Source organism: Dryocola mayonis, from assembly GCF_051307045.1.
In the GTDB taxonomy this organism is placed as follows: Bacteria; Pseudomonadota; Gammaproteobacteria; order Enterobacterales; family Enterobacteriaceae; genus Dryocola.
This window is the reverse complement of sequence record NZ_CP150452.1, coordinates 3,282,265-3,307,562: the sequence shown is the minus strand read 5'-3', so window position 1 is coordinate 3,307,562 and position 25,298 is coordinate 3,282,265. Positions and strand designations below refer to the sequence as shown.

Sequence of the window (25,298 nt, the reverse complement as noted above, 5' to 3'; positions counted from 1 at the left end):
CAGGGATGATGATAACAAATGCGCGTCTTTCATATACTCAGACGTGCGTTAAACAGAATGGTTCATTTTATTTTAAAAAAAATCACTTATCGGAGGTGACCAGATGCCGTTGTTGGATAGCTTCACAGTCGACCATACTCGCATGGGTGCGCCAGCAGTGCGTGTAGCCAAAACAATGCACACGCCACACGGCGATACCATCACCGTGTTTGATCTGCGCTTTTGTATTCCGAACAAGGAAGTGATGCCGGAAAAAGGGATCCACACCCTGGAGCATTTATTTGCAGGCTTCATGCGTGACCATCTCAACGGCAACGGTGTCGAGATCATCGATATTTCGCCAATGGGCTGCCGCACCGGTTTCTACATGAGCCTGATCGGCGTGCCGGACGAAACCCGCGTCGCCGATGCCTGGAAGGCGGCAATGGAAGACGTGCTGAAGGTGAAAGAGCAAAACCAGATCCCTGAGCTGAACGTGTATCAGTGCGGCACCTACCACATGCACTCTTTGCAGGAAGCGCAGGACATCGCGCGTCATATTCTTGAGCACGGCGTTACCGTCAACAGCAATGACGAGCTGGCGCTGCCGAAAGAGAAGCTAAAAGAGCTGCATATCTAGTCTGCTACGCCATAAAAAGGAGCCAGCCGGCTCCTTTTTTTACTGCTCGCCTGTGCTATCTTCATCTTTTTATTCAGAAACAGACCTATGTCCACCACCCTGCAATTCAGCTTCGCCACGCGGCCGCTGGTTCCTTTCGCGCATGACTATCCTCATGGCGCCACGGAGCCCTGGCACAGCCACGACTGCGCGCAGCTGCTGCACACGCTCAGCGGCGTGGTGCGGGTGGAAACCGGGCAGGGTTTTTGGATAGTGCCGCCCAGCCGCGGCGTATGGCTGCCTGCCGGGACGAGGCATCGTCTTCAGGCCACGGGGCACGTTGCGGCAAGAACGCTGTTTGTCGACCCTTTTGCCCGCGCGGATTTACCTTCGGTCTGCCAGGTCGTACAGATTTCCGCTCTGCTGCGCGAGCTGATTATCAACGCGCTTGCGCTGCCGGAGCGCTACGAGGCCGGCAGCCGGGAGGAGCGCATCTACGAGCTGATCCTCGATGAGATCCGCGTGATGACAATGCTGCCGTTTAATCTTCCGGAGCCGAAAGCGCCTGCGCTGCTGGCTTTATGCCGGCAGATTCAGGCCGAGCCGGGTAAAGCCTGGACTACCGCCATGGCCGCGGCGCTGCTCAACGTAAGCGAACGAACCCTGCTGCGGCATTTCCGCCAGCAAACCGGGCTGGCGTTCAGCGAGTGGGTGCGGCGCGCAAGGCTGATGGAGGCGCTGGATCGTCTTGCGCAGGGGCAGTCGGTTCTGCGCGTTGCGCTGGACCTCGGCTACGAAAGCCACAGCGCGTTCAGCGCCATGTTTCGCCGTATCCTTGGCGTTTCCCCGAGCGATTACTTCCACGCCGGCTAGCCTTACGGCAGGGCGTTAAGCAAAGCCTGAAGCGAAGCCCGCGCGACGTCGTTGTCGATGCCCACCCCCCAGCGGCTTTCGCCTCTGGCGAAGGTGCAGCGGATATAGGCCGCCGAGCGGCTTTCGCTGTGCCTGCCAAGGGTATGCTCGTGGTAATCCTCAATGGCAAAAACAACGTTGAACCTGGCTTTCAGGGCGTCAGCGGCGGCGGAGAGCAGGCCGTTGCCTTTGCCCTGCAAAGTCATAATGCCTTCCGCCGTCTGGATACGCGCGTACAGCGAAAGCGCGCCGTCCGCCTGGCTTTCACTGCGATAATCCAGCAGCTGCCGCCCGGCGAGCCGATGAGGCCCGTACAGCTCGCGGAACAGCTGCCAGATGGCGCTGAGCGTCATCTCGTTGCCCTCCCGGTCGGTCTGCGTCTGCACATGGCGGCTAAAGTCCTGCTGCAGGGCGCGCGGCAGCACCAGGCCGTGGTTTTGCTCCAGTATCCAGGCCGCGCCGCTTTTGCCGGACTGGCTGTTAACGCGGATCACCGCTTCATAGCTACAGCCGATGTCGTTCGGGTCGACGGGCAGGTAGGGCATCTCCCACAGCGGCGAAGAGGCGTGCTGGCGAGCCGTGAAGCCTTTTTTAATAGCGTCCTGATGCGAGCCTGAAAAGGCGGTAAAGGCCAGCTTTCCGGCATAGGGATGGCGCGGGTGTACCGGCAGCTGATTGCATTGCTCGACCCGTTCGACAACCTCCTTCATGTTGCTGAAGTCCAGCCGCGGCGAAATGCCCTGGCTGTAGAGGTTCATGGCCATGGTCACCAGGCAGACGTTTCCGGTGCGCTCTCCGTTACCGAACAGACAGCCCTCGACGCGGTCGGCTCCCGCAAGTAACGCCAGTTCGGCGCTGGCGACGCCGCTTCCCCGGTCGTTGTGCGGATGCACGCTGATGCACACCGCGCCGCGCCGCGAAAAGCGGCGGCAGAAATGCTCTATTCGATCGGCATAGACGTTCGGGGTATTGACCTCCACGGTCGCGGGCAGGTTGAGGATCATCGGCCTTTCGGCGCAGGGTTCCCAGACGTTGGCCACCGCCTCGCAGATTTGCAGGGCGAAATCAGGCTCGGTAAAGCAAAACGTCTCCGGGGAGTATTCGTAGCTCCAGAACGTCTGCGGGTTTGCTTCACACAACGCTCGAATCTGGCGTGTGGCGCTGACGGCAAGCTGGACGATCTCCTCTTTGCTCTGGCGGAATACCAGGCGGCGAAAGAGCGGGGCGGTGGCGTTATAAAGATGCACCGTGGCGCGGTTTGCGCCCTCAAGCGCGGCAAAGGTTCTTTCGATGAGGTCGGCGCGCGCCTGGGTCAGCACCTGAATGGTGACGTCCTCGGGTATGCGCCGCTCTTCAATCAGCTGGCGAACAAACTGGAAGTCCGTTTGCGACGCTGCCGGAAAAGCCACCTCGATTTCTTTGAAACCGCATCCGAGCAGCAGTTCCCAGAAGCGCAGCTTGCGCTCGCCGTCCATCGGCTCGGCCAGCGCCTGGTTGCCGTCACGCAGGTCGGTGGAAAGCCAGCGCGGCGCCTGGGTTAACTGCCTGTTGGGCCACTGCCGGTCCGGCAGTGAAATCGGCGGGTGCGGAAGGTATTTTTGCGACGGGTCTTGCAGCATGGCGGTTCTCCTGGGCCGTGGGTCAGCCTTTATCCTGACCCTTACCGCAGAAGGTTACTGACGCAAAACTGACAACCTGTGCTGTGAATCCGCCAGGCAACGCAGAAAAAAAGGGGCCGGCGGGCCCCTTTCACTTTTTGCGCTAGTGCGCGCCGCCGCCTCCGCCGCCCGCGCCAAACGGCGGTTTGGCGAACCAAATCAGGCCTAACAGCAGAAGGAATATGCCTGCTGAGATCCAGAATATCTCGTTGGCGGAGATAATCAGCCCCTGGTTGGTTATCTGCTGCGCGATATAGCCGGAAGCCTGCTGCTGCGTCATCCCCAACCCCTGCAGCTGGTTATAGGTTTCCATGGCATTCGGATTAAACGGCGTGACCGACTCGCTTAGCTGCGCGTGGTGCAGCGCCTCGCGGTTGGTCCACAGCGTGGTGGTTATCGATGTGCCAATCGAACCGGCAAGCGTACGGGTAAAGTTCGACAGGCTCGATGCCGCGGCCATGCGCTCCGGCGGCAGCCCGGACAGGGTAATGGTGGTCAGCGGCATAAAGAAGCACGCCACGGCGAAGCCCTGGATAAACTGCGGCCAGGCCGACGCGCCAAAGTCCATTCCCGGTTCGAAGGTATACGCGCGCCAGTAGAAGCAGACCGCGTACATAATAAAGCTGAACGTTACCAGGCGGCGCATGTCGAGCCTGTGGGCGAAGCGGCCGATTATCGGCGAGAGCAGCACCGGAATCAGCCCAACCGGCGCCGAGGCCAGGCCCGCCCAGGTCGCCGTGTAGCCGTATACCTCCTGCAGCAGCTGCGGCAGCAGCACTATCGCGCCGAAGTAGAGCATGTAGGCAAGGCTGATACACAGGCAGCCGATGGTGAAGTTTCGCGACTTAAACAGCGACAGGTCGACTATCGGATTTTCATCCGTCAGCTCCCAGACTATCAGGAAGCTTATCGTCACCACCGCTATCACGGTTAACGCCACGACTTCCGTGGAGTTGAACCAGTCCAGCTCTTTGCCGCGGTCGAGCATAATCTGCAAGCTGCCGATACCGACCACCAGCAGCGCAAGGCCGACGGCGTCAATGCGGCGATGCTCCGTTTTCGTTTCGCGTCCGCGCAGCGTTTGCAGGGTCATCAATACCACCGCCGCGCCGATCGGCACGTTGATAAAGAAGATCCAGCCCCAGTGGTAGTTATCGCTGATATAGCCGCCGAGAATCGGCCCGCAGATAGGCGCCACGATCACCGTCATCGACCACAGCGCCAGCGCGATGCTTCGCTTTGCCGGAGGATAGTTATTGAGCAGCAGGCTTTGCGAAAGGGGAATTAACGGCCCGGCGACAATCCCCTGAATCACGCGGAAGAAGATCAGCATTTCCAGACTGTGGGAAACGCCGCACGCCCAGGAGGCGATAACGAAGAGTATCGTCGACCACATGAACAGTTTGACTTCGCCGATGCGTTTGGCAAGCCAGCCGGTAAGCGGGATCGAGATGGCGTTTGCCACCCCGAACGAGGTAATGACCCACGTCCCCTGGCTCATGGATGAGCCAAGGTTGCCGGCAATCGTCGGGATTGCCACGTTGGCGATGGTGGAGTCCAGCACCTGCATAAAGGTCGCCATCGACAATGCGATGGTCATGATGACCAGCTGGGCGCCTTCTAGCGGTTTTTGCTGTGCCATACAACCTCCGCTTTATTGACCCGCATTTGCCTGAATAATCTGGTTTATCAGCTCGTTAACCGGCGCCAGATTCAGCTCACGCGCGTTGCTTTCATACGCGGGTGAGCTACGGGCCTGGCTTGCCAGCACGCTGCCGTCGCGGTTTGAGGTATCGACGGTGACCAGGGTAGACAGGCCAATGCGCAGCGGATGCTGTTCAAGCTGTTTCGCATCCAGCTCGATGCGGACCGGCAGGCGCTGAACCACCTTGATCCAGTTACCGGTGGCGTTCTGCGCAGGCAGCAACGAGAAGGCGCTGCCGGTGCCCATATCCAGACCAACCACTTTGCCGGTGTATTCCACGTTGTCGCCGTAAATATCGCTGACGACCGTGGCCGGCTGGCCGATACGCATATGCGCAAGCTGCGTCTCTTTGAAGTTCGCATCCACCCACAGCCCGCTGGCCGGTACGATAGCCATCAGAGGCGTTGTCGGGCTGATTTGCGCGCCAACCTGCACAGCGCGGCGGGAAACATAGCCGGTCATCGGGCTGACGATTTTGGTGCGCTGCAGCTCCATCCACGCGTTGCGTAAATCGGCGGCGGCCTGCTTCACGTTCGGCTGGTCTTCGAGCCTGGTGCCCAGAATCATCGCCTGATTGGCGTTGTACTGCTGAACGGCAACGTCAAGATCGGCCTGCGCGGATGCGACGGCGTCGCGCGCGTGCTGCAGCTCTTCACGGCCAATCAGGTTCGCGCTGCCTAAAGGCACGCGGCGGTTCAGGTCGCTTTGCGCCTGCGCCAGAGCGGTCTTTTTCAGCTCGATATTGGCCTGATACTGCTTGCTGTTGATCATCTGCTGGCGCGTTTGACGCACGCTGGAGGCCAGCACGGTCTGCGCCTTATCGAACGCCTGTTCGGCGTCGGCCTGGTCGAGGGTGACCAGCACGTCGCCCTGTTTGACGAAGTCGGTATTATCGACCCACACCTTGGTTACGCTGCCGGAAACCTGGGACATAATCTGCACCTGATTTCCTGCCACATACGCATCGTCCGTATTTTCGTAGTGACGCAATACCAAAAACCAATAGATCCCATATGCCACGGCAATAATTACGAACAACAGGGTCAACAGGAGAAGGGCGCCTTTACGTTTGCCTTTCTTGTTTACCGGTTGCTGCGGGGTTTGAGTCTCCGCATGTGCGCTCATGCTTATCTCCACACTTTTTTATTATTGTGGCCGGCTAAAGGCCGGCCTGTTAGATCCCAGAGGCCAGCAAGGTGAGTTGCTGGCCTCTGAGTTGTCATTTCTTATTGGGACACGCGATTAGGTCTGACGGCGGTTGCTTAGCGCACGGCTTCAAGCACGGTCTGTTCTTCATCCATCTGGTCAAGGCGGTTAAGCAGCTTGCGGGTGATGGCTTCCAGCTGCTCTTTTTCAGCTGCGCTAAGCGAGGACCACAGCTCATGCAGGCAGTTATGCTGCGGCGGCAGAACCTGACGCAGGAAGTCGTGGCCTTTATCGGTCAGCTGCAGGTGCAGACAGCGGCGGTCGTTGTCGCTCTCGCGGCGTTCAATCCAGCCGCGTTTTTCCAGCTCATCGGCGATGCGCGTCGCGTTGGTGCGCGACGAACCCAGCGCGCAGCTCAGCTCGGACGGCTGAATGCTGTGGTTCTCCTGGGACTCAAGGGTGATTAACGCCATAAATAACGTTTCGTTAATCCCCTGAGCTTTCAGCATTTTATTGCGGTTTTCCAGCAGCTTACCCTGCATATGCATGCACAGACGGGTCAGCAGAATCTCCTGGTACGGGAAATCCTGATGGCGCTTGGCGCGAAATTTTAGCATTTGTTCAATGGGCGTAAACGAACTATCCATTTTGGCATAACCTCATTAGTTGCAGCCGATATAGTAACGATGGTGACAAATAAAGTAAACGTATTGTTTAAACGTTTTTAACCCTTTGGCTTAGATCACCATCATGAGTTTCCAGGCTAATCCATAACCCAGAGCGCTAAGCAGCGTAGAAATGATAATGCTGCGGGTTTTGTAAAAACTCATGCCAAGGACGGCAAAGCCGACAAGCGTTGGCAGCGTGCGCCTGCTGTCCTGCATGATTTCCGGCGCGCACGAAACCACCAGCAGCGCGCAGATAGACGCGATGCCAATGCTGTCGAGCAGCACGCCGGCAGCCCCGCGTTTTGCCGGACGCGTGGAGTTCGCCCGCAGGCGTAGCGGTAAATAGCGGAATAAATAGTTAGCTAAACCGACCAGCAGGCCGAGCAGCAGTACCTGCGTGCTCATATGGCCTCCTCATGGCGGAACGCCTGTACCAGCGCCGCCAGGCAGCCGCAGGTAATGCCCGCCAGAATGGCCGCCGGAATCGACACCAGGGTGACGCCCAGCAGCGCGCCCGCAAGGGCCCGCGGTCACGGTCCAGGATTGTTTACGCTGGAAAGATGCGAGCAGGAAGCTTAAGAACAGCGCAGGCAGCATAAAGCTCAGCGCGGCTTCCACCGCCGGGAAGCCGTCAAGCAGGCCGTTGCCGGACCAGGCGCCCAGCGCCGTGCCGAGCACCCAGGAAAACCACGAGCTGAAGGCGATGCCGATCATCCAGTTTTCGCTCCAGCGGCGGTTATCTCTTACCAGCTTCGCGGTGGCGGCGGCGAACACTTCGTCCGTCAGGCCAAAGGCCCAGACGGCGGTTTTCGGTTTGCTGAGCGTACTGGCGATGCGGCTGCGCAGGGAAGGGCCGTAAAGCACGTGGCGCACATCCATTGCCATAACGGTGAGCGCGGCAACCCACAGGGAGCTGCCCGCCGCAAGCAGCGCGGTGATCACAAACTGGCTGGCGCCGGCGTAAATAACGCAGGAGAAAAATAGGCTTTCGAGCGGGGTAAATCCCAGTTTGGTGGCGTTAAGACCGAAGGCGAAAGCGACGGGAAGATAGCTTATGACGATCGGCAGGCTATCTTTTAGCCCTTCAGCCCAGGTCGCTTCGGTTTGATAATCATCGGTAGAAATTGTTGCGGGACTTTCCATATTAATTATTTATAAATAACCGGCGTTAATGTCACTCGAATTAATAATCAGGGACAACCTTAACAGAGTGTCCCTGGCCTTAACACCCCCAAATGCCCACGGAGGATATAAAGGATTAGGGTCACTGCGCCTGACGGTGATAGCCTCGCCACCACACCACCAGATTTAGTAGGGCCATAACCGCGCCTGCGATACATACCCCGTTCCAGCCGGCGTGCTGATAGGCGCTGGCCGAGATCAGCGAGCCGGCCGCGCCGCCGATAAAGTAGCTGGTCATGTAGCCGGCGGTCAGGCGGTTGCGCGCCTGCGGCATTATGCGATAAATCACCGTCTGGTTGGTGATATGCACGCCCTGAACCGTGAGGTCGAGCACAAGAATGCCGACGATCAGCGCGATGACCGAGAACTGCCCCAGCGCGGTGGCGATCCAGGACAGCAGCAGCGCCGCCAGGCCAATGGTGGTGGTGAGGTGCGCTTTGCCTTTATCCGCCAAACTACCGGCGGGACGCGCGCCTAACGCTCCCGCCGCGCCGGCCAGCCCGAACAGGCCGATAATCCCTTCGGAGAAGTTAAACGGCGGCGAAGCCAGTAAAAACGCCATCGGCGTCCACAGGATGCTGAAGTTGGCAAAGGTCAGGCAGCCCAACGCCGCCCGGGTGCGCAGCAGGCTGTTGTTGATAAACAGGCTAAAGACGGAGCCAAGCAGCTGCGGATAGTTGAGGTGGTTTTCCTGTTTTACCGTCGGCAGACCGCGCCACAGCGCCGCCGCCATCAGCACCATCAGCACGCTCGCCACCCAATAAACGGTGCGCCAGCCGCCGATGTCCGCCAGCAAACCTGCGACGGTGCGCGCCAGCAGAATGCCCAGCAGCAGGCCGCTCATAATAGTGCCGACAACTTTCCCGCGTTTTTCCGGCTCGGCAAGATGGGCGGCCAGCGGCACCAGAATCTGCGCTACGACGGAGAACAGGCCGGTCAGCGCCGTGCCGAGGATCATCATCCACAGCGTCTGGCTGGCGGCGGTGATCAGCATGCCGCCTGCGGCCAGCAGGGTCATCAGGACGATAAGCCCGCGGCGCTCAAACATATCGCCCAGCGGCACCAGCAGCAGAAGCCCTGCCGCATAGCCGAGCTGCGCGGCGGTAACGATAAAGCCGGCCTGATTAATGGAAAGGGAAAAGGCGCGAGCGATGGTGTCGAGCAGGGGCTGGGCGTAATAGTTGCTGGCAACCGCCAGCCCGGTCGCAACGGACATCAGGACAATCAGCGCCGGGCTTAGTCCATGTGCGGAATTTTTCATTGTTATTTTCTACTGGTGAGGATGGAGCGGGAATAATAACGAAAATTAATGGATGCAGAAGTCGGATTGTGCGGTAAAGGGAAGGAGGCCTGTGATGGATGGCGCTTCGCTTACCTGCCCTACACTCTGTAGGGCGGGTAAGCAAGGCGCCACCCGCCGGGGCGTTACTTAGTCGCTAACGCCTCGTTCACCCAGCCGTCGAACTGCGCCTGGTGAGCTTTGATCCAGCCGTCGACGTGGCCCTGAATGGCCGCTTCAGAAGCGTGTCCGTTATGCATCATCGCGTTCTGCGCGTTGATATCCGCCAGCGGCAGCTTCATCAGGCTGAACAGTTTTGCCGCCTGCGGGTTTTTCTGGGCCCAGGCTTTGTTGGCAACGATGTGCATGGTGTTCACCGGGAAGCCGTAGTTAGCGCCGTTTGGCAGCTTGGTGTCGATGTTTTTCTGCTCGCCCGGCATGGAGGAGAACGGCACCTGCAGCCATACCACGTCTTTGCCCGGCACCATCACGTCGCTCACCCAGTACGGCGTCCAGGTGTAGTACAGAATCGGCTTGCCTTCTTTATGGCGGGTAATGGTGTCGGCGATCATCGCGGAATAGTTGCCCTGGTTATGCACCACGGTTTTGCTCAGGCCATAAGCCTCAATCTGGTGATTGATGACCGCTTCGCAGCCCCAGCCTGGGGTACAGCCGGTCATATCCGCTTTGCCGTCGCCGTTGGTATCGAACAGTTTGGCGATCTTCGGATCTTTTAACTGCTCGATATTGGTGATTTTGTACTGCTCGGCGGTTTTCTTATCGATGAGGTAGCCCTGAGCTGCGCCCTCGACGTAGTTACCCTCGCGGTAAAACTTTTTGTCGCCGCCTGCGGCCGCATACATATCGTCGTGCAGAGGCTTCCAGTTAGTGGCGATAAAAGTGGCGTCGCCTGAGGCAATGGAAGTGTAAGCCACGTTGTAGTCAACTTCGCTTGGCTTGCTTACGGTGTAGCCCATTTTTTCCAGCGCGCGGCCAACCAGCAGCGTCTGGAAGGTTTCTTCGGAGATGGTGCTTTGCACAGGCTGAACGGTAATGCCTTTGCCCGGCAGGTCGGCGGCAAAGGCGCCGGTGGTAACGAGTGTGGCAAGGGCCGTGGCTAAAATAGCAGTGTGTCGCATCGTTAATCCTTTTTTTGTCGTAGGGCGGGTTAAGCGTAGCGCCGCCCGCCGGAGAGTGGTGAGAGGGTGGATAGCGCTAGCGCTTATTCACCTTGCTGAAGGGACGGGTCAATAGACCCAATGGGCCGGTTGTATACCAGCGGCGGTTGCCACGGCTGCGCGAATCGCGGCCAATGGACTGGGTCAGGCGGTCGAGAATAATGGCGAGGATAACAATCCCCACGCCGCCAACGGTGGCAAGCCCCATGTCGAGGCGGCCGATACCGCGCAGTACCATCTGGCCAAGCCCGCCAACGGCGATCATCGAGGCGATCACTACCATGGAGAGGGCGAGCATCAGCGTCTGGTTTACACCTGCCATAATGGTTGGCATGGCCAGCGGTAACTGTACTTTGAATAACATCTGGCGCGGGCTGGCGCCGAACGAACGGGCGGCCTCGATGAGATCTTCGGGCACCTGTTTAATGCCGAGGATCGTCAGACGCACGATGGGCGGCAGGGCGAAGATAATCGTCACCACCACGCCCGGCACGTTGCCGATACCGAACAGCATGACAATCGGCACCAGATAAACGAACGCCGGCGTGGTCTGCATCGCATCCAGCAGCGGACGGATAAACTTCGCGGCGCGTTCGCTTCTGGCAAGCCAGATGCCAAGCGGCAGCCCGATAACCATACAGAACAGCAGCGCCGTCAGTACCAGGGCCAGGGTCACCATCGCCTGCGACCAGGCGCCTATCGCGCCTATCGCCACCAGTGAAACCAGCGTCGCGACGCCCATGCCGAGGCTGGACATCTGCCAGGCGATCAGCGCGAACACGATGATCGCCACCGGCGCGGGCATCCCCAGCAGCAGCTGCTGGAAGCCGCTCAGGATATAATCCACCGGCACGCGAATGCCCTGGAACACCGGACGGAAGTTGGTCACAATCCAGTCAATGCCGTGCGTTACCCAGCTGTCGAGCGGGATTAGCGTTTTATGAAACGGATCGAGAATATTGAAATGTTCAGCCTGCGGCGCAGGCGCTGAATTCAGCCAGTCGGCGCCGCTGCCTGCGTCCGGCGTGGCGGCGGGCTGGCTGCCCCATGCGTCGGCTGCGGGCGCGGCCTGGTTTGTTGTCGTATCGGCAGCCACGCTACCGGTATCCCACGGATTAGTTGAATCACTCATTGGTTGTCCCCTCACGATCTAATGCCTGCAGCAGCACCCCTTTCGAGATGACGCCCACGTACTGATTTTCCTCGCCCACGACGGGCACCGCGCACGGCGCCTGGCCTACATGGGTGAGCATATCGCTCAGTGACGTGTCGGCGGAGACCGCCGCCGGGGATTCCAGAAACGCATTGTCTAAACCAAGCCCCGCGGCCAGCGCGGCTTTTAGTGAATCGGTCGAGACGATGCCGAGGAATTTCTGTCCGCGTTCAATGACGTAGCCATATTCGCGGTCGTCATCCTGCAGCAGTTTCAGCGCGGAGCGCGGGCCAAAGCCGGTGGTTTTGCGCAGCAGGGCCTGCCGGACTGCGGCGGGCGATATCTTTTGCGCTAAATACCTGGCTGATATCCACGCCGCGGAAGAAGGTTCGCACATAGTCGTTGGCCGGATTATTAAGAATTTCATCCGGCGTGCCGACCTGCACCACTTCGCCGCCCTGCATAATGGCGATTCTGTCGCCGATACGCATGGCCTCATCTAAGTCGTGAGAAATAAATACGATGGTGCGCTGGTGTTTCGCCTGCAGTTTCACTAATTCGTCCTGCATTTCAGTACGAATTAAAGGATCGAGGGCCGAGAAGGCTTCATCCATTAATAATATGTCTGGATTAATAGCTAGCGCGCGGGCTAAACCCACACGCTGCCGCATACCGCCGGAAAGTTCGTCCGGATAAGCGTGGGCATAAGTATCAAGCCCTACCTGACGCAGGGCATCAAGCGCTTTTTCGTGACGTTCCGCCAGCGGCATACCCGCTAATTCCATCCCGAACGCCGTGTTATCTAACACGTTCATATGAGGCATCAAAGCAAAGGACTGGAAGACCATGGAGATCTTATTTTTGCGCACCTCACGAAGCTCGGTGTCTGATATTTTGGCGATGTCCACGCCGTCTATCAGCACCTGTCCGCGGGTTGGTTCAATCAGGCGATTGAGAAGGCGAACCATGGTCGATTTACCCGAGCCGGATAACCCCATGATGACGAATATCTCGCCTTCTTCAATGGCCAGACTGGCGTCTTTCACGCCAAGCGACAGCCCTGTTTTTTCTAATATTTCAGCTTTGGATAAACCTTTTTCTATATATTTGAATGCGCGTTGCGGATGCTCACCAAATACTTTATATAAGTTCTTTACTTCTAATTTAATTGCCATGCAATAAAGTTAATCCCATATTTAATTTATATATACACAATTCCTGATGGAAATATTCACCTGGATATACCCTAACATACTCAGAATCTGAGACAACCCTCAATTTCCTGCCATGCAAATATCCGCATGGCGAGCGCGGACGAAATTTCCCGTGATACCGGGGGCTGCGGGCAAATCAGAGGAAAGCCATATTTTTTGTCAATAGAGGATAATTCTGCCTGCATAGTGCGATATTCAGACAGAATTAATATTTATATATTACGATGACCCGCAATGAATAAATTAGCGGGTAAGCGGACGCCAGGCGACGCCCGCTGCGGGTTAAATCTCCGTGTTAAAAATCCCAGTCTTCGTCCTGGGTTTCCACCGCTTTACCCATCACGTAGGACGAGCCCGAGCCGGAGAAAAAGTCATGGTTTTCATCGGCGTTTGGCGAAAGCGCGGCCAGAATCGCCGGGTTGACCTGCGCCATTTCCGCCGGGAAAAGCGCGCCGTAGCCGAGGTTCATCAGCGCCTTGTTGGCGTTGTAGCACAGGAACGCTTTTACCTCCTCTACCCAGCCCACGCCGCCGTACAGCGCTTCGCTGTAGGCCACTTCGTTATCAAAGAGATCCATCATTAAATCCAGCGCGAAGTTTTGCAGCTCGGCCTGCCGCTGCGCGCTCTGCGTTGCCAGCGCCTTCTGGAACTTATAGCCGATGTAATAGCCGTGCACCGCTTCGTCACGAATAATCAGCCGGATCAGATCGGCGGTGTTGGTTAATTTACCGCGGCTTGACCAGTACATCGGCAAATAAAAGCCTGAATAAAAGAGAAAAGATTCCAGAAATACGCTGGCGATTTTTTTCTTTAGCGGGTCGTTTGCGTGATAGTGGCCGAGGATAAGCTGCGCCTTACGCTGCAACGGCTCGTTTTCCTCGCTCCAGGCATAGGCCGCGTCCACGTCTTTGGTCTGGCACAAGGTGGAGAAAATCGAGCTGTAGGAGCGGGCGTGCACCGCTTCCATAAAGCTGATATTGGAAAGCACGGCCTCTTCGTGCGGCGTAACGGCATCCGCCATCAGCACCGGCGCGCCTACGTTATTCTGGATGGTGTCCAGCAGCGTCAGGCCGGTAAACACGCGGATGGTGAGCTGCTGCTCGTCATGCTCAAGCGATTGCCAGGCCGGAATATCGTTAGACAGCGGCACCTTCTCCGGCAGCCAGAAGTTGCTGGTCAGCCGGTTCCAGACTTCAAGGTCTTTTTCGTCCTCGATTTTATTCCAGTTGATGGCGCTGATGCGGGTTAACTGCGTCATGTTTCTCTCCTTATAAAGCGCAGGACACGCAGCCCTGCACCTCAGTTCCTTCCAGCGCCATCTGCCGCAGGCGAATGTAATAGAGGGTTTTGATGCCCTTTTTCCAGGCGTAAATCTGCGCCTTGTTGATATCGCGAGTCGTGGCGGTGTCGCGGAAGAACAGCGTCAGCGAAAGCCCCTGATCGACATGGCGCGTGGCTTCAGCGTAGGTGTCGATAATTTTTTCCGGGCCGATGTCGTAGGCGTCCTGATAAAACTCCAGGTTGTCGTTGGTCATAAACGGAGCCGGATAGTAAACGCGGCCGGTTTTACCTTCTTTACGGATCTCAATGCGCGAGACGATAGGGTGAATGCTCGAAGTCGCATGGTTGATATAGGAAATGGAGCCGGTCGGCGGAATCGCCTGCAGGTTCTGGTTATACAGGCCGTACTCCATCACCTCGTCACGCAGCTGCCGCCACTGCTCCTGAGTCGGAATAGCGATGCCCGCTGCGGCAAACAGCTCGCGCACCTTCGCCGTTTTGGGCTGCCAGCTTTCGTGCAGATACTGGCTGAAGTACTCGCCGCTGGCGTAGCGCGACTGTTCGAAGCCTGCGAAACGCTGCCGGCGTTCCCGGGCCAGCAAATTCGAGGCGCGCACCGCATGCCAGGTGATGGTGTAGAAATAAATATTGGTGAAATCCAGCCCCTCCGGCGAGCCGTAGGCAATGCCTTCGCGCGCCAGATAGCCGTGCAGGTTCATCTGTCCCAGGCCAATGGCGTGGGAGGCCGCATTGCCTGCCTCAACGGAAGGCACCGAGCGGATATGGCTCATATCCGACACCGCCGTCAGCCCGCGAATCGCCGTTTCCACCGTGCGGCCGAAGTCCGGCGAATCCATGGTGTGGGCGATGTTCAGCGAGCCGAGATTGCAGGAGATATCTTTGCCGACCTGCGCATAATCAAGATTCTCGTCATAGGTCGAGGCGCTGTTGACCTGCAGAATCTCCGAGCACAGGTTGCTCATATTAATGCGCCCGGCAATGGGACTGGCGCGGTTTACCGTATCTTCAAACATGATGTACGGATAGCCGGACTCAAACTGAATCTCCGCCAGGCGCTGGAAGAAGTCGCGGGCGTCGATAAAGGTTTTGCGAATGCGCTCGTCCGCCGCCATCTCTTCATAAAGTTCGCTGACGGCGATATCGCCGAACGGCTTGCCGTAAATGCGTTCCACGTCGTAAGGGGAGAAGAGCGCCATCGGCTGGTTATCTTTCGCCAGCTGGAAGGTGACATCCGGGATCACCACGCCCAGGGAGAGCGTTTTGATGCGGATCTTTTCATCGGCGTTCTCACGCTTGGTATCAAGGAAGCGGAGAATATCCGGGTGATGAGCGTGCAGATAGACGGCGCCGGCGCCCTGACGCGCCCCAAGCTGGTTGGCATAGGAAAACGCATCTTCGAGCATTTTCATCACCGGGATAACGCCGGACGACTGGTTTTCGATGCGCTTAATGGGCGCGCCCGCCTCGCGCAGGTTCGAGAGCAGGAAAGCCACGCCGCCGCCGCGTTTGGAAAGCTGAAGCGCGGAGTTCACCGCGCGGCCGATCGACTCCATGTTGTCTTCGATGCGCAGCAGGAAACAGGAAACCAGTTCGCCGCGCTGCTGTTTGCCGCAGTTTAAAAATGTCGGCGTGGCGGGCTGGAAACGGCCGCTGAGCATCTCTTCCACCAGGCTGCACGCCAGCTCTTCGTCGCCCTGCGCAAGCGTCAGCGCCACCATGGCCACGCGGTCTTCGAAATGCTCAAGGTACTCTTTGCCGTCGTAAGATTTCAGCGTGTAGCTGGTGTAGAACTTCCATGCGCCGAGGAAGGTTTTAAAGCGAAAACCGCTGTTGTGCGCCTTTCCGAACAGGGAAACGACAAAGCCGCGATCGTAACGCGCGAGCACGCGCTCATCATAGTAGCCCTCAGCGACAAGCCAGCTAAGGCGCGCGTGCTGGCTGGCAAAACTGCGCGTGCGGGGTAGCACATGCTGCTCGTGAAACTTCTCTACCGCCAGCCTGTCTTTTTCAAACTGGATGCGGCCTTCGGAATCATAAAGATTCAGCATGGCGTTGAGCGCGTGATAGTCCGCGCCGTCTGCTGTGGTTACGCGGATTGCTTCTGTCGTTGCCAAAATTCGCTTACTCCCTTACGCACGTTCTCAATGTCCTGGTCGGTACCTAACAGCTCAAAGCGGTAGAGGTACGGCACCTGGCATTTCTGAGCGATGATGTCGCCCGCCCGACAAAAGCCTTCACCGAAATTGCGGTTGCCGCTGGCGATGACGCCGCGCAGCAGGGCCCGGTTGGCGGGGTTGTTTAAAAATCGAATCACCTGGGCGGGCACCGCGCCCGCAATCCCGCCTCCGCCGTAGCTCGGCACGATTAAGATGTATGGCTCCGTCACTTCCAGCCGCTGTTTGTCCAGCGGGATCCGCACGGCGGGTAGCCCAAGGCGCTCAACGAAACGCAGGGTGTTCTCCGACGAGCTTGAGAAGTAGACGAGGTTGCTCATGCGGTGGCCTGGACGCGCAGACGATTAATCATATCCGGGCGGAAGCCGCTCCAGCTTTCCTGGTCGGTGACCACGACCGGCAGCTGACGGTAGCCCTGCGCGCGTAAATCGTCCGCGGCTTCAGGATGTAAATCGAGATTAATCAGATCAAAAGTGAGCCCACGGTTTTCGATTGCGCGCTTTGTAGCGTGGCACTGAACACAGTCGTTGCGAGTGTATATGGTAATGCGCATGATTCTTATTCTCTCTGTGGTTGAGAATATGAATACTAGATGTGGTGAGGGAAATTATCAACCATACAAGATATAGTATTTTCAGATAAGCAATGCCTGAATGAGCAGCGCGGCGGGTAGCGCTGCGTTTAGCCGCCACGGGTGAAAACAGGCTGGATAAGCGCGAGCGCCCGCCGCCGCAACGGACTACTTCCGCATGCTAATCGCCAGACGGTTAAAAGCGTTCATCAGGCTGGCGGCAAAGGTCAGATCGCTTATCTCCTGGGCGGTGAAAAATTGCCGCAGCGGTTCGTACACGGCGTCTTCCGCGCCGCCTTCGGTAATTAACGTTATTGCTTCCGCCCAGGCCAGCGCCGCGCGCTCTTTATCACTGAAGTGATGGCTCACTTTCCAGCCTGCCAGCGCGTCCAGCTTCGCCTGGTCCACGCCGTCGGTGCGCAGGGCGCCGGCATGCATTTCCAGGCAATAGGCGCAGCCGTTGATTTGCGAGACGCGCAGAAAAACCAGTTCGATCAGCGTCGAGCCAAGGGGGCTGGCTTCCAGCCCTTTTAGCGCCTGCCGCATAGGTTTAAATACCGTCGGGGAAAGGTCGAAGTATGGCTGTCGTAAGGCGATCATGGTGGGGCTCCTCATGTTGGTGTGGGAGCAATTTAGCACTATGATGGACTGCTAAAGAGAGCCATAAATTAACTAAAAAAGCAGGCCATAATGGCAAAGTCCATCTCACTGGTAGTGAACGCTCACCATGTTATTCCCCGCTATCAGCAGATTGCCCGGCAGCTTAAACAGGCGATCGGCGACGGCGAGCTGCCGCCCGGCAGCCGGCTGCCTTCGGGGCGCACTATGGCCCTTGAGCTGGGCGTGGCGCGGGCAACGGTGGAAAACGCCTACGGCGAACTGGTGGCGCAGGGCTGGCTTGAAAGACGCGGCCAGGCGGGGACCTTCGTCAGCCCCTCGGTAACCGCTCCGGCCAGCAATCAGAAGGTGCCCGCCAGCCGGCCGCAGGGCGCGCCGCTGCCGTTTCAGATGGGGCTGCCGGCGCTGGATGCTTTTCCGCGGGCATTGTGGGTGCGACTGATGGGGCGACGCCTGCGCCTGCAAACGCCCTACGATTTAGTGATGCCGGAAAACCGCGGTGAATCCACGCTCAGGCAGGCTATCGCCGACTACCTGCGTTTTTCGCGCAGTATTGAATGCCAGCCGGAGCAGATATTTATCACCGCCGGATTTCAGGCCGCGATGCGGCTGGTGGCGCGAACGCTGGCCCAGCCCGGCGACGGCATCTGGCTGGAAGATCCCGGCTATCGCTATGTGCGCCCGGTCTTCGCCGACGCCGGCATGAGGCTTCAGCCGGTGCCGGTGGACGATGAAGGGATGCAGGTTGACTACGCCCTGCAGCATTATCCGCAGGCGCGTTTCGCCTTGCTCACTCCCGCCCATCAAAGCCCGCTGGGCGTGGCGCTCTCGCTTACCCGGCGCCACCGGTTGCTGGACTGGGCGGCCTCGCGGCAGGGCTGGATAATCGAAGACGATTACGACAGCGAGTTCCGCTACCACGGCAAACCGCTGCCGCCGATCAAAAGCCTGGACGGCCCGGAGCGCGTGATCTACGCCGGGACGTTCAGCAAATCGATGTTCCCCGCGCTGCGCGTCGCCTGGCTGGTCGTGCCGCGGCAGCAGGCCGAGGCGTTCAGCCGGCAGGCCCGCTTCCTGCCTTGTACGGTATCGATACTTATTCAGCAGACCGTTGCCGACTTTCTGCGCGAAGGTCATTTCTGGCGTCACCTGAAAAAAATGCGCCAGTGCTACGGCGAACGTCGCGTATGGCTGGAAACGGCGCTGCAAAACGAGGGGTTTGACGTGGTGCCGCAGGCGGGCGGCATTCAGCTTGTGATGCGCGTAAAGGGCGACGATCGTGCTTTGGTTGCCCGCGCTCGCGCAGCGGGTCTTGCCGTTCAGGCGCTGAGCGACTGGCGGACGATCTCAAAAGGCGAGGGGGGAATTCTCATGAGCTTTACTAATGTGGTTTCGCCGGAGATGGCGCGGCGCTACGCCCGACAGCTAAGACAGGCCATAACGTAAAAACCCCGGCAGCAGGGCTACCGGGGTCGACGCGTATTTAGTATCAACTATCGCTATCTGGCTTTGGTATCGCCGCGCGCTTAGCGACGTGAGGCCAAAATGGCACCGAGGAAGAGGCCGACGGCTGCGCCAATCCCCACGCTCTGCCATGGTTTTTCGCGCACGTAGGTGTCCGCGCAGCTTACCGCATCACAGGCGGCTTGTTTTACGCGGCCACGACCCTGAATGCGGGCCCGGGTTTCTTTCAGGAGGGATTCAGCCTTTTTACGCGCCGCTTCGCCTTCTTCTTTAACATCGCTACCAAAAGACTTAAGAACCTCTTCGAGCGTATCCGCCAGCTGGTTCACGTCGTGGTTAATATCATCAACGCCTTCATTAACTTCGTTACGATTTGGTCGGTTAATCATTTGCTTCTCCCTATTTGCGATGTGACTTTCAGTGTAGACCATAATTTTTAGTAATGAGGCAGGTCACGGTCTTTCACCGTCTTTATGGACTAATCCGAAAGCCCTGCTAATGCTGGTTATTGTATGGTTGCGAAGCTAAAAAGATGACGAGGAAAAATTATGTACTTAAGACCTGACGAGGTGGCCCGCGTACTTGAGAAAGCCGGTTTTACCATGGATGAAGTGACCCCCAAAGCCTATGGCTATCGCCGCGGCGAAGACTACGTGTATGTTAATCGCGAAGCGCGTATGGGACGTACGGCGTTGATCATTCATCCCACGCTGAAAGAACGCAGCCAGTCGCTGGCCGATCCCGCCTCGGAAATTAAAACCTGCGATCACTATCAGCAGTTTCCGCTTTATCTGGCCGGAGACGCGCACCAGCATTACGGCATTCCGCACGGCTTTAGCTCACGCATCGCACTGGAACGTTATCTCTCAGGACTGTTCGGCGAGCATTAATCTGTGGGCTGGCGCTGCGCCAGTCACAGCTCTATGCCCCGGCTTTGGCGTTCCGGTAGCCGCTAAGACGAAACAGGCGGCGGCAGTAGTCAAGGAAATAGCCGTAAGCCGCACCCATCATCATCGACACCACGATATTCGAACTTACGGCGGCGACAATCTGGTTCCAGTCGGCCCCGACGGTTAACAAAATTGCCACGTAGACCGGCGACTGAAAGGTGACATACGCCAGCACGTCCGCGAGGTTTCTTACCCAGCTTGCATCGCTGCGGCGTCTGGCGAAGCGCATGAAGGCATCGCGGTACATGCCGTATGGCCAGGCGATGAGAATATTCACCGGGATGGCCACAAGGCGTGATGAAAGGGACTGGTCAAAGCTCATTCCCGACAGAAAGATCTCAATCATCATGTTTACTACCGAGCAATAAACCACCATCGCAAAGGTATCCGCTACGGCGTGGCGAAGACGTGACTCAGGCGAAAACATTATTCTGACTCCAGGGAATGAACAGCCATAAAAACCAGTATTTACCGCTATGGCTAGTGATAAGGTTTGTTTTTGTGCGAGATGAATAGATTATCTGGCTGCATTGAAATGAACAATTAGAGAAAAATTTTTATTTACAGGCGTTTTGTCAATTAAATCCGCTAAAAGGTCGTTATCCGCATCCGTTTCCTGATTTTGTCGTCCACTTGTTATGTTATTTTTAAAAATCAAATGGTTAAAAACAAAACGTTTTTATGCTGTCCAGCGGCCGCAAGATCGTTATATAATAATTTATATAACGACTAACCACATGAGGGCAGACAGGTGGAGAACCATTTTGGCAAGGGGTTGATGGCGGGGCTTAAAGCCCGCGAAGCTGACAGTGTCACCAAAGTGGCACGCTTCTGTTCGGACTATAAGCGCGGCTTTGTACTGGGGTTTACCCACCGCATTTCTGAGCAAACCGGCGATCGCCAGCGCGCGGCCTGGGAGGCGGGCGTTCTGACCCGGCGCTACAACCTCGATAAAGAATTAGTGGCGGACTTTTTTAAAGAAGTTAAAGCCGATGTGGCGGTGAAATGTTTTTTGGCGGGTTATGAAAAGGGCTATTGATTAAGGCCGATTCTATACCCCCGTGCCCGGTTGTTGAAAACTGGCGATGACAAGGACAGGGCATATTTTATTGGATTCTGGCGGGCAGCGCTGCCCGCCTGCACAGGCCGGTCAGCAAACGCCGAAATCACCTTCCTCTTTATACAGCGTTATCTCAGATGCTTTCAGCCTGACCTGTTCGCCGCTGAGCGGGTTGGCCGGTGCGCAAACCACCTCATCTCCCTGCACGTCAAGCACTTCCATCTTTGGCCCGCCCTTTTTTGGTTGAATCAGATCGCCTGGTTTAAACATATATAGCCTCGCAAAATAAGGTATTAAACTGCCGGTTATACCTATAAACATAGATCAGACCAGCCGGCCGATAAAGAATAGTCGCATAACGTTTTGTGCGCGGCTGGTATAGGGTAGGGAAAGGAGGCGCGATGTTTAATCCCAATGAGTTACAACAGTTTTACACCCATACCAGCGAGAAAACCCTCGCCCGCTGGGCCGCTCATCCCAACCGTGGAAAGGTGCTGGAACAGGGTTTTTACGATCGGCAAAAGCTCGCCATTACCAGCGGCATTAAGCCCTCGCTAACCGAACCGCTATATAAGCTGTTATCGGAAATCGCCGGGCTGGCGCAGGACGATCCGCTGGCGGATGCCATGCCCTTAACGGGGCTGCATTTCACCTTCTTCGCGGTCACTATGCCGATATATCAGCGTTGCGATATCGCCGATATCGATGCAAATTTATCGGCTATCTTCGCAAAAAATGCCAAAAATCATGTGGTGAACATTAGCGGTCTGCGGCTCGTGGCCTTGCCCAATCAGCTGCTTATAGCCGGGGTGCCGGACGAGCAGAGCTACACGGCCAAAGAGGCGTTTGCCCGGCAGCTGCTTGCTTCACCCTGGCGCGATAAGGTGCTCACGCGTCATGGCGATATTCCCTTGCCGCCGCCGTTCTGGCACAGCACGATTTTGCGCTACCAGGCAGAATTTCTTCCTGCCCGGTTCAGGGAGTATTTCAGGGCGCATCAGGCGGAAAGCTATGGGGATGTTGCATCTGTCGTGCGGCTTGCCTTTACCAACTACAACTGGACGGAAGTTCACGACTGCTAGCGTCGGTTCCACGGCATGACGGCCAGCAGCCGCGCCATGCCGCAAAACCCGCTGACGCCGGCAAACAGCAGGCCCGCGCCGACGAAGCCGGAAAGCAAAAAGAAGCCGGGATGAAGGACATACCCCAGCAGGACGCCGGCCAGCACCAGCGCGCCCGCCGCTATCTGAACCTGGCGCATCAGCGGCAAAGGCTGAGATTTATCGGCCAGTATTTCCTGCCCCTCTTTCTTCCATGCGTTCAGGCCGCCTGCCAGCAGGAGGGCCTTAGCCGGCGCGACGGCCTGCGCCAGCTTCTGCGCATTTTGCGACGAGCGCGCCCCCGACTGACAGTAAAAAATCACCGTATCGTAAGGCTCAAACGGGCCAAGCCGGTCGCCGTTTTCGATTGCGGAAAGCGAAAGGAGATGCGCCTCAGCGATATTTTCGCGGGCATATTCATCCCGCTCGCGGATATCGATCAGCGCAGCGCCTTGTGCAAGCAGCGCTTTGGCCTCGGCGGGGGAAATACTCTGCATTGTCATGGCGTTCCTCAGGAGCGTTAATGAATCGGGCAGGATACGAGCGGCATCAGGTTAATTTTTCAACCAGGTCGCGGCTTTGTTCTATCATTCTCATCCCTGCGCTTTCGTTAAGCTGCAGCAGCCTCATAAACAGCAGGTCGCTCACGCACAGCTGCGCCGTGCGCGAGGAAATGGATGAGCTTCGCCAGCGCAGCTCATCGGCAATGGTGTCGAGAGTATAATCGGCCAGCTTTCTGAGCTCGCTGTCCTGCAGGGAGGTAATGGCGACTACCGTTGCGCCTTTTGCTTTTGCTATCTCTGCGGCCAGCACAACCTCTTTACGCCGCCCGGAAGAGGAGATGGCCAGCATCACATCGCGGTTGCTCAGCGTTTGGGCGATGGTCAGCTGCACGTGGCTGTCGTATTCCATCAGCACAGGAAACCCTATTTTTATCAGCTTCCAGGCAAGATCCCTTCCCGCCAGAGAGGAGCCGCCGATGGCGGCAATATGAATGCGCCGGGCGGCCTGAAGCGCGGCGACCACCTTTTCAAACTGAGCCATATCAAGGCTGTCAGTCGTTTTTTTGATGGCGCTAAGTTTTTCATTCAGAAGCTTATTCGCCACATCAGCGAGGGGATCCTGACTGCTGATATCGTTATGCAGAGGCGAGGAGCGTTTACGCTCAGAAACCTGCTTTCCCCACTCCTCAACCAGCGCCATTTTGAACTTTGTGAAACCCTTCAGCCCCAGCTTTTGGGCGAATTTCACTATCGCCGACTGGCTGACGCCAAGCGTTTGCGCCAGCTGCTGCGAGGAGAGCTCTTTTAACGCCTCGGGGCTGTTGATAATAAAGTCCGCAATCTTACGCTCGCCCGGCGTAAAGCGCGCCAGATTCTCAATCAGTTTTTGACGGTACAGCACCAGAATTTCTCCGCAAAAAAGTCCAGTACGATCATCACCTTCTCCTGCCTGAAAGGCAACAAAGCCTGCCGGAAAAGCGCTTTTTTACGGGTTCATTTATCACACAAATTGTATGAAGACGGTCACATTTATTTGCAAAAGAATAAAATATTCCTTCACAATCGCTTTGTGATCATTAATTATTCCATTCGGCGCCAGACCAACTTATAATTTATTCGCTAACGGAATGACGATGATGAAAGCTAAAATTTGTACTCTTTCTGCGCTGGTTTTGATGGCCAGCTTTTCTACGCAAGCAGCTGAAATTTATAAAGGTAAAGACGGATCGACCGTAGATTTGTATGGCCGTTTAGGTTTTAACATTTCCGATAAAAAAACCGGCGATGCGCAGGGCGACTTTGACGGACGCTTCGGATTAAGCGGACGCCAGGTGGTGAATGACACCGTGTCGGTGATAGGTCTTGCCCAGTATCAGGTCAACTCCGCCGAGTACGCCAACAACGTTGAAGGCGAAAACGACAGCCTGACCGCGCGCTATGTCTGGGCCGGTCTGGACATGTCCGAATACGGGAAACTTACCGGCGGCCGCGTCTCCTCCGGCCTGATTATGTTTACCGACATCGGCGACGTGTTCGCCAGCTCAGACGTTTCTACCGCACGCCAGGCGCGACACATCGACCCGACCGCCGTGCAGGTTTTCCGTCAGGATGGCACCGTCCAGTATCAGAATACTTTTGGCGACTTTGATTTTTCTACCGCCTGGATCATAGGCAACAACACCTCCGATCTGGATTACGGCTATAACGCCGCGATGCGCTACACGCTGGATATGGGGGAGGCCGGGAAGCTGGCGCCCGTTGTCGCTTTCCAGAAAACCCGTGCGAAGCAGAGCGATAACAGCCGCACCAACGGCGCAGACACCTTTACCTATGGCGGCGCCGGCACGCGTTACTACCTCGGTTCGCTGATGCTCGGTTTGCTCTACTCGCAGGATACCGTGACCTATACCAACGGCCTTGCGGACAGCAAAGATAAAAACTGGGAGTTCACCGCCGTTTACGACATCAACAGCGACTGGGCGGTACGCGCCGGCTACCGTTATCTCAATAATGAAGGCGGCGATGAGCTGGAGCTGCGTGATACCACCTTCGAGGCGCAGTACAGGCTGACCCCGCGTAGCTCAATCTACACGGCCTATATTTTGCGTAACGGGCAGGACGGCAAAAACGTTATCACCGGCCGCAGCGTGTCGTTTGGCGGAAGCTCTGCTTCAGAGAGTTTTTATCACGCCGGGCTGCGCTACGAATTCTGATTTGCTAACCGGCCGGAGCGGGATAACCGTTCCGGCCACGAAAGGAGAAACAAATGTTCAGAACGCTGTTAACTCTGCTATTGCTTACGCTATCCGGCCTTAGCGTGGCCTCCACGTTGAAAATGGGGGAAAATGTAAACGTTCTGGCTGCGCGCGATGCGCAAATCGATCCGCTGGCGAAGTCGATAACGCTTGGCGCCGGCGAGCAGGCGATGATTGTGCGTTTCGATGCCCCCACCAATCCCGGCTCCGCAAACGAAAGCCAGGGCCGCATCACATCCGATCCCTGGCTGCTGACGTTTAATGCGCCGCTCACCGGAGAGATGACGCTGACCACCGCGACGCCGCGTACGGAAAATGAAGCGCGTAAGGCCGCAAAGGATCCACATTTTGTACTCAGCAGTGCCGCGGGTTCGTCTATTGTACTGAACAGCCAGCCGGTAGCTGTGCCGCAAAGTACTTTGATGACGGATTACAGCCAGTATTTACCTCAGGCTGCCGGCACGCCGCGGACCGCAGCCGGAGCATCTGCCGGACATGAGATGTCCCTAAGCCGGGTGCAAAGTGAATTTTTGAAATTAGACGCGACCCAACGTAAAGCCTTTTTGCGCTGGGCGCTGGAACTTTAACTCTGCCAGTTGGCATAAACG

General features: G+C 57.1%; 26 protein-coding genes and 2 pseudogenes. 8 read left to right on the top strand and 20 right to left on the bottom strand.

The window, feature by feature from the left end:
• The first annotated feature begins 103 nt into the window (after window positions 1-103).
• Together luxS and WLO32_RS15990 are read left to right on the top strand one after the other, a co-directional pair.
• Window positions 104-619, top strand: a complete 516-nt coding sequence (gene luxS / locus WLO32_RS15995; RefSeq protein WP_435945994.1) for an S-ribosylhomocysteine lyase — start codon at window positions 104-106, stop codon at window positions 617-619.
• 87 nt (window positions 620-706) lie between these two features.
• Window positions 707-1,471 carry an AraC family transcriptional regulator gene (locus WLO32_RS15990; RefSeq protein WP_435945993.1) on the top strand — a complete coding sequence of 255 codons (765 nt, stop codon included), beginning with the start codon at window positions 707-709 and terminating at the stop codon, window positions 1,469-1,471.
• 2 nt (window positions 1,472-1,473) lie between these two features.
• On the opposite strand, the gene leuA is transcribed toward WLO32_RS15990, so the two are convergent.
• From leuA to WLO32_RS15915, 15 genes and pseudogenes are all read right to left on the bottom strand, one after another.
• Window positions 1,474-3,129 carry a 2-isopropylmalate synthase gene (leuA, locus tag WLO32_RS15985; RefSeq protein ID WP_435945991.1) on the bottom strand — a complete coding sequence of 552 codons (1,656 nt, stop codon included), beginning with the start codon at window positions 3,127-3,129 and terminating at the stop codon, window positions 1,474-1,476.
• A 142-nt stretch (window positions 3,130-3,271) separates the two neighbouring features.
• Window positions 3,272-4,810, bottom strand: a complete 1,539-nt coding sequence (emrB, locus tag WLO32_RS15980; RefSeq protein ID WP_435945990.1) for a multidrug efflux MFS transporter permease subunit EmrB — start codon at window positions 4,808-4,810, stop codon at window positions 3,272-3,274.
• A gap of 12 nt (window positions 4,811-4,822) precedes the next feature.
• Window positions 4,823-5,998, bottom strand: a complete 1,176-nt coding sequence (gene emrA, locus WLO32_RS15975) for a multidrug efflux MFS transporter periplasmic adaptor subunit EmrA (protein ID WP_435945988.1) — start codon at window positions 5,996-5,998, stop codon at window positions 4,823-4,825.
• Between the two features lie 137 nt (window positions 5,999-6,135).
• Complete coding sequence (gene mprA / locus WLO32_RS15970) at window positions 6,136-6,666, bottom strand: transcriptional repressor MprA (RefSeq protein ID WP_435945986.1); 531 nt, start codon at window positions 6,664-6,666, stop codon at window positions 6,136-6,138.
• A gap of 90 nt (window positions 6,667-6,756) precedes the next feature.
• Complete coding sequence (gene ygaH, locus WLO32_RS15965) at window positions 6,757-7,092, bottom strand: L-valine transporter subunit YgaH (protein ID WP_435945984.1); 336 nt, start codon at window positions 7,090-7,092, stop codon at window positions 6,757-6,759.
• A pseudogene (locus WLO32_RS15960) lies at window positions 7,089-7,830 on the bottom strand (AzlC family ABC transporter permease). Before WLO32_RS15960 ends, ygaH begins: the two are co-directional and overlap by 4 nt.
• A gap of 121 nt (window positions 7,831-7,951) precedes the next feature.
• On the bottom strand, window positions 7,952-9,130 hold the full coding sequence (locus tag WLO32_RS15955; protein WP_435945983.1) for an MFS transporter: 1,179 nt from the start codon (window positions 9,128-9,130) through the stop codon (window positions 7,952-7,954).
• Between the two features lie 164 nt (window positions 9,131-9,294).
• A complete protein-coding gene (gene proX, locus WLO32_RS15950) occupies window positions 9,295-10,287 on the bottom strand; it encodes a glycine betaine/L-proline ABC transporter substrate-binding protein ProX (RefSeq protein WP_435945981.1) in 993 nt (330 codons plus the stop codon).
• 76 nt (window positions 10,288-10,363) lie between these two features.
• Window positions 10,364-11,458, bottom strand: coding sequence for a glycine betaine/L-proline ABC transporter permease ProW (gene proW / locus WLO32_RS15945; RefSeq protein WP_121264246.1), 1,095 nt, complete (start codon window positions 11,456-11,458; stop codon window positions 10,364-10,366).
• Window positions 11,451-12,654: pseudogene (gene proV, locus WLO32_RS15940) on the bottom strand (glycine betaine/L-proline ABC transporter ATP-binding protein ProV). Before proV ends, proW begins: the two are co-directional and overlap by 8 nt.
• 334 nt (window positions 12,655-12,988) lie before the next feature.
• Window positions 12,989-13,951: a class 1b ribonucleoside-diphosphate reductase subunit beta gene (gene nrdF / locus WLO32_RS15935; RefSeq protein WP_435945979.1), complete on the bottom strand. Its 963-nt coding sequence runs from the start codon at window positions 13,949-13,951 to the stop codon at window positions 12,989-12,991.
• A gap of 10 nt (window positions 13,952-13,961) precedes the next feature.
• The gene (nrdE, locus tag WLO32_RS15930) at window positions 13,962-16,043 is read right to left on the bottom strand and encodes a class 1b ribonucleoside-diphosphate reductase subunit alpha (RefSeq protein WP_435948320.1); all 2,082 of its coding nucleotides are present in this window, start codon (window positions 16,041-16,043) and stop codon (window positions 13,962-13,964) included.
• Between the two features lie 38 nt (window positions 16,044-16,081).
• Window positions 16,082-16,489, bottom strand: a complete 408-nt coding sequence (gene nrdI, locus WLO32_RS15925) for a class Ib ribonucleoside-diphosphate reductase assembly flavoprotein NrdI (RefSeq protein ID WP_435945977.1) — start codon at window positions 16,487-16,489, stop codon at window positions 16,082-16,084.
• On the bottom strand, window positions 16,486-16,722 hold the full coding sequence (gene nrdH, locus WLO32_RS15920; protein ID WP_435945976.1) for a glutaredoxin-like protein NrdH: 237 nt from the start codon (window positions 16,720-16,722) through the stop codon (window positions 16,486-16,488). Before nrdH ends, nrdI begins: the two co-directional genes overlap by 4 nt.
• Before the next feature lie 186 nt (window positions 16,723-16,908).
• The gene (locus WLO32_RS15915) at window positions 16,909-17,340 is read right to left on the bottom strand and encodes a carboxymuconolactone decarboxylase family protein (RefSeq protein WP_435945974.1); all 432 of its coding nucleotides are present in this window, start codon (window positions 17,338-17,340) and stop codon (window positions 16,909-16,911) included.
• A gap of 132 nt (window positions 17,341-17,472) precedes the next feature.
• On the opposite strand from WLO32_RS15915, the gene WLO32_RS15910 reads away from it, so the two are divergent.
• On the top strand, window positions 17,473-18,804 hold the full coding sequence (locus WLO32_RS15910) for a PLP-dependent aminotransferase family protein (protein ID WP_435948319.1): 1,332 nt from the start codon (window positions 17,473-17,475) through the stop codon (window positions 18,802-18,804).
• Between the two features lie 80 nt (window positions 18,805-18,884).
• Here the strand turns inward: WLO32_RS15910 and WLO32_RS15905 are convergent, their stop codons facing one another.
• Window positions 18,885-19,211, bottom strand: coding sequence for a DUF883 family protein (locus tag WLO32_RS15905; protein WP_435945972.1), 327 nt, complete (start codon window positions 19,209-19,211; stop codon window positions 18,885-18,887).
• A gap of 159 nt (window positions 19,212-19,370) precedes the next feature.
• Here WLO32_RS15905 and WLO32_RS15900 point away from each other — a divergent pair, with 159 nt between their 5' ends.
• Complete coding sequence (locus tag WLO32_RS15900) at window positions 19,371-19,712, top strand: DUF2002 family protein (RefSeq protein ID WP_435945970.1); 342 nt, start codon at window positions 19,371-19,373, stop codon at window positions 19,710-19,712.
• Between the two features lie 31 nt (window positions 19,713-19,743).
• On the opposite strand, the gene alaE is transcribed toward WLO32_RS15900, so the two are convergent.
• Window positions 19,744-20,199 carry an L-alanine exporter AlaE gene (alaE, locus tag WLO32_RS15895; protein ID WP_435945969.1) on the bottom strand — a complete coding sequence of 152 codons (456 nt, stop codon included), beginning with the start codon at window positions 20,197-20,199 and terminating at the stop codon, window positions 19,744-19,746.
• Between the two features lie 324 nt (window positions 20,200-20,523).
• Here alaE and WLO32_RS15890 point away from each other — a divergent pair, with 324 nt between their 5' ends.
• Window positions 20,524-20,811 (top strand): DUF2623 family protein, encoded by a 288-nt coding sequence (locus WLO32_RS15890; protein WP_121264275.1) that lies wholly within the window; start codon window positions 20,524-20,526, stop codon window positions 20,809-20,811.
• Between the two features lie 111 nt (window positions 20,812-20,922).
• On the opposite strand, the gene WLO32_RS15885 is transcribed toward WLO32_RS15890, so the two are convergent.
• The gene (locus WLO32_RS15885; RefSeq protein ID WP_435945967.1) at window positions 20,923-21,102 is read right to left on the bottom strand and encodes a hypothetical protein; all 180 of its coding nucleotides are present in this window, start codon (window positions 21,100-21,102) and stop codon (window positions 20,923-20,925) included.
• A 131-nt stretch (window positions 21,103-21,233) separates the two neighbouring features.
• Between WLO32_RS15885 and WLO32_RS15880 the strand changes: the two genes are divergently transcribed.
• Window positions 21,234-21,914, top strand: a complete 681-nt coding sequence (locus WLO32_RS15880) for a hypothetical protein (RefSeq protein ID WP_435945966.1) — start codon at window positions 21,234-21,236, stop codon at window positions 21,912-21,914.
• Here WLO32_RS15880 and WLO32_RS15875 read toward each other — a convergent pair.
• Window positions 21,911-22,435, bottom strand: a complete 525-nt coding sequence (locus WLO32_RS15875) for a rhodanese family protein (RefSeq protein ID WP_435945964.1) — start codon at window positions 22,433-22,435, stop codon at window positions 21,911-21,913. The two genes, WLO32_RS15880 and WLO32_RS15875, sit on opposite strands and share 4 nt — an antisense overlap.
• Before the next feature lie 46 nt (window positions 22,436-22,481).
• Complete coding sequence (locus tag WLO32_RS15870; protein WP_435945963.1) at window positions 22,482-23,336, bottom strand: SIS domain-containing protein; 855 nt, start codon at window positions 23,334-23,336, stop codon at window positions 22,482-22,484.
• A 232-nt stretch (window positions 23,337-23,568) separates the two neighbouring features.
• On the opposite strand from WLO32_RS15870, the gene WLO32_RS15865 reads away from it, so the two are divergent.
• Both WLO32_RS15865 and WLO32_RS15860 read left to right on the top strand, forming a co-directional pair.
• Window positions 23,569-24,648, top strand: a complete 1,080-nt coding sequence (locus WLO32_RS15865) for a porin (protein WP_435945962.1) — start codon at window positions 23,569-23,571, stop codon at window positions 24,646-24,648.
• A gap of 53 nt (window positions 24,649-24,701) precedes the next feature.
• Entirely contained in the window at window positions 24,702-25,277 is a 576-nt protein-coding gene (locus tag WLO32_RS15860) for a DUF2057 family protein (RefSeq protein WP_435945960.1), read from the top strand.
• The last annotated feature ends 21 nt before the right edge of the window (window positions 25,278-25,298 follow it).

What these genes read in the sequence shown, in the direction of transcription:
- ygaH (WP_435945984.1), bottom strand. Translation starts at nt 7,092, where the DNA reads ATGAGCACGCAGGTACTGCTGCTCGGCCTGCTGGTCGGTTTAGCTAAC.
- luxS (WP_435945994.1), top strand. Translation starts at nt 104, where the DNA reads ATGCCGTTGTTGGATAGCTTCACAGTCGACCATACTCGCATGGGTGCG.
- emrA (WP_435945988.1), bottom strand. Translation starts at nt 5,998, where the DNA reads ATGAGCGCACATGCGGAGACTCAAACCCCGCAGCAACCGGTAAACAAG.
- WLO32_RS15875 (WP_435945964.1), bottom strand. Translation starts at nt 22,435, where the DNA reads ATGACAATGCAGAGTATTTCCCCCGCCGAGGCCAAAGCGCTGCTTGCA.
- nrdH (WP_435945976.1), bottom strand. Translation starts at nt 16,722, where the DNA reads ATGCGCATTACCATATACACTCGCAACGACTGTGTTCAGTGCCACGCT.
- leuA (WP_435945991.1), bottom strand. Translation starts at nt 3,129, where the DNA reads ATGCTGCAAGACCCGTCGCAAAAATACCTTCCGCACCCGCCGATTTCA.
- WLO32_RS15905 (WP_435945972.1), bottom strand. Translation starts at nt 19,211, where the DNA reads ATGATTAACCGACCAAATCGTAACGAAGTTAATGAAGGCGTTGATGAT.
- WLO32_RS15885 (WP_435945967.1), bottom strand. Translation starts at nt 21,102, where the DNA reads ATGTTTAAACCAGGCGATCTGATTCAACCAAAAAAGGGCGGGCCAAAG.
- nrdI (WP_435945977.1), bottom strand. Translation starts at nt 16,489, where the DNA reads ATGAGCAACCTCGTCTACTTCTCAAGCTCGTCGGAGAACACCCTGCGT.
- WLO32_RS15915 (WP_435945974.1), bottom strand. Translation starts at nt 17,340, where the DNA reads ATGATCGCCTTACGACAGCCATACTTCGACCTTTCCCCGACGGTATTT.
- alaE (WP_435945969.1), bottom strand. Translation starts at nt 20,199, where the DNA reads ATGTTTTCGCCTGAGTCACGTCTTCGCCACGCCGTAGCGGATACCTTT.
- proW (WP_121264246.1), bottom strand. Translation starts at nt 11,458, where the DNA reads ATGAGTGATTCAACTAATCCGTGGGATACCGGTAGCGTGGCTGCCGAT.
- emrB (WP_435945990.1), bottom strand. Translation starts at nt 4,810, where the DNA reads ATGGCACAGCAAAAACCGCTAGAAGGCGCCCAGCTGGTCATCATGACC.
- nrdF (WP_435945979.1), bottom strand. Translation starts at nt 13,951, where the DNA reads ATGACGCAGTTAACCCGCATCAGCGCCATCAACTGGAATAAAATCGAG.
- WLO32_RS15865 (WP_435945962.1), top strand. Translation starts at nt 23,569, where the DNA reads ATGATGAAAGCTAAAATTTGTACTCTTTCTGCGCTGGTTTTGATGGCC.
- proX (WP_435945981.1), bottom strand. Translation starts at nt 10,287, where the DNA reads ATGCGACACACTGCTATTTTAGCCACGGCCCTTGCCACACTCGTTACC.
- WLO32_RS15990 (WP_435945993.1), top strand. Translation starts at nt 707, where the DNA reads ATGTCCACCACCCTGCAATTCAGCTTCGCCACGCGGCCGCTGGTTCCT.
- mprA (WP_435945986.1), bottom strand. Translation starts at nt 6,666, where the DNA reads ATGGATAGTTCGTTTACGCCCATTGAACAAATGCTAAAATTTCGCGCC.
- nrdE (WP_435948320.1), bottom strand. Translation starts at nt 16,043, where the DNA reads ATGCTGAATCTTTATGATTCCGAAGGCCGCATCCAGTTTGAAAAAGAC.
- WLO32_RS15900 (WP_435945970.1), top strand. Translation starts at nt 19,371, where the DNA reads ATGTACTTAAGACCTGACGAGGTGGCCCGCGTACTTGAGAAAGCCGGT.
- WLO32_RS15955 (WP_435945983.1), bottom strand. Translation starts at nt 9,130, where the DNA reads ATGAAAAATTCCGCACATGGACTAAGCCCGGCGCTGATTGTCCTGATG.
- WLO32_RS15860 (WP_435945960.1), top strand. Translation starts at nt 24,702, where the DNA reads ATGTTCAGAACGCTGTTAACTCTGCTATTGCTTACGCTATCCGGCCTT.
- WLO32_RS15880 (WP_435945966.1), top strand. Translation starts at nt 21,234, where the DNA reads ATGTTTAATCCCAATGAGTTACAACAGTTTTACACCCATACCAGCGAG.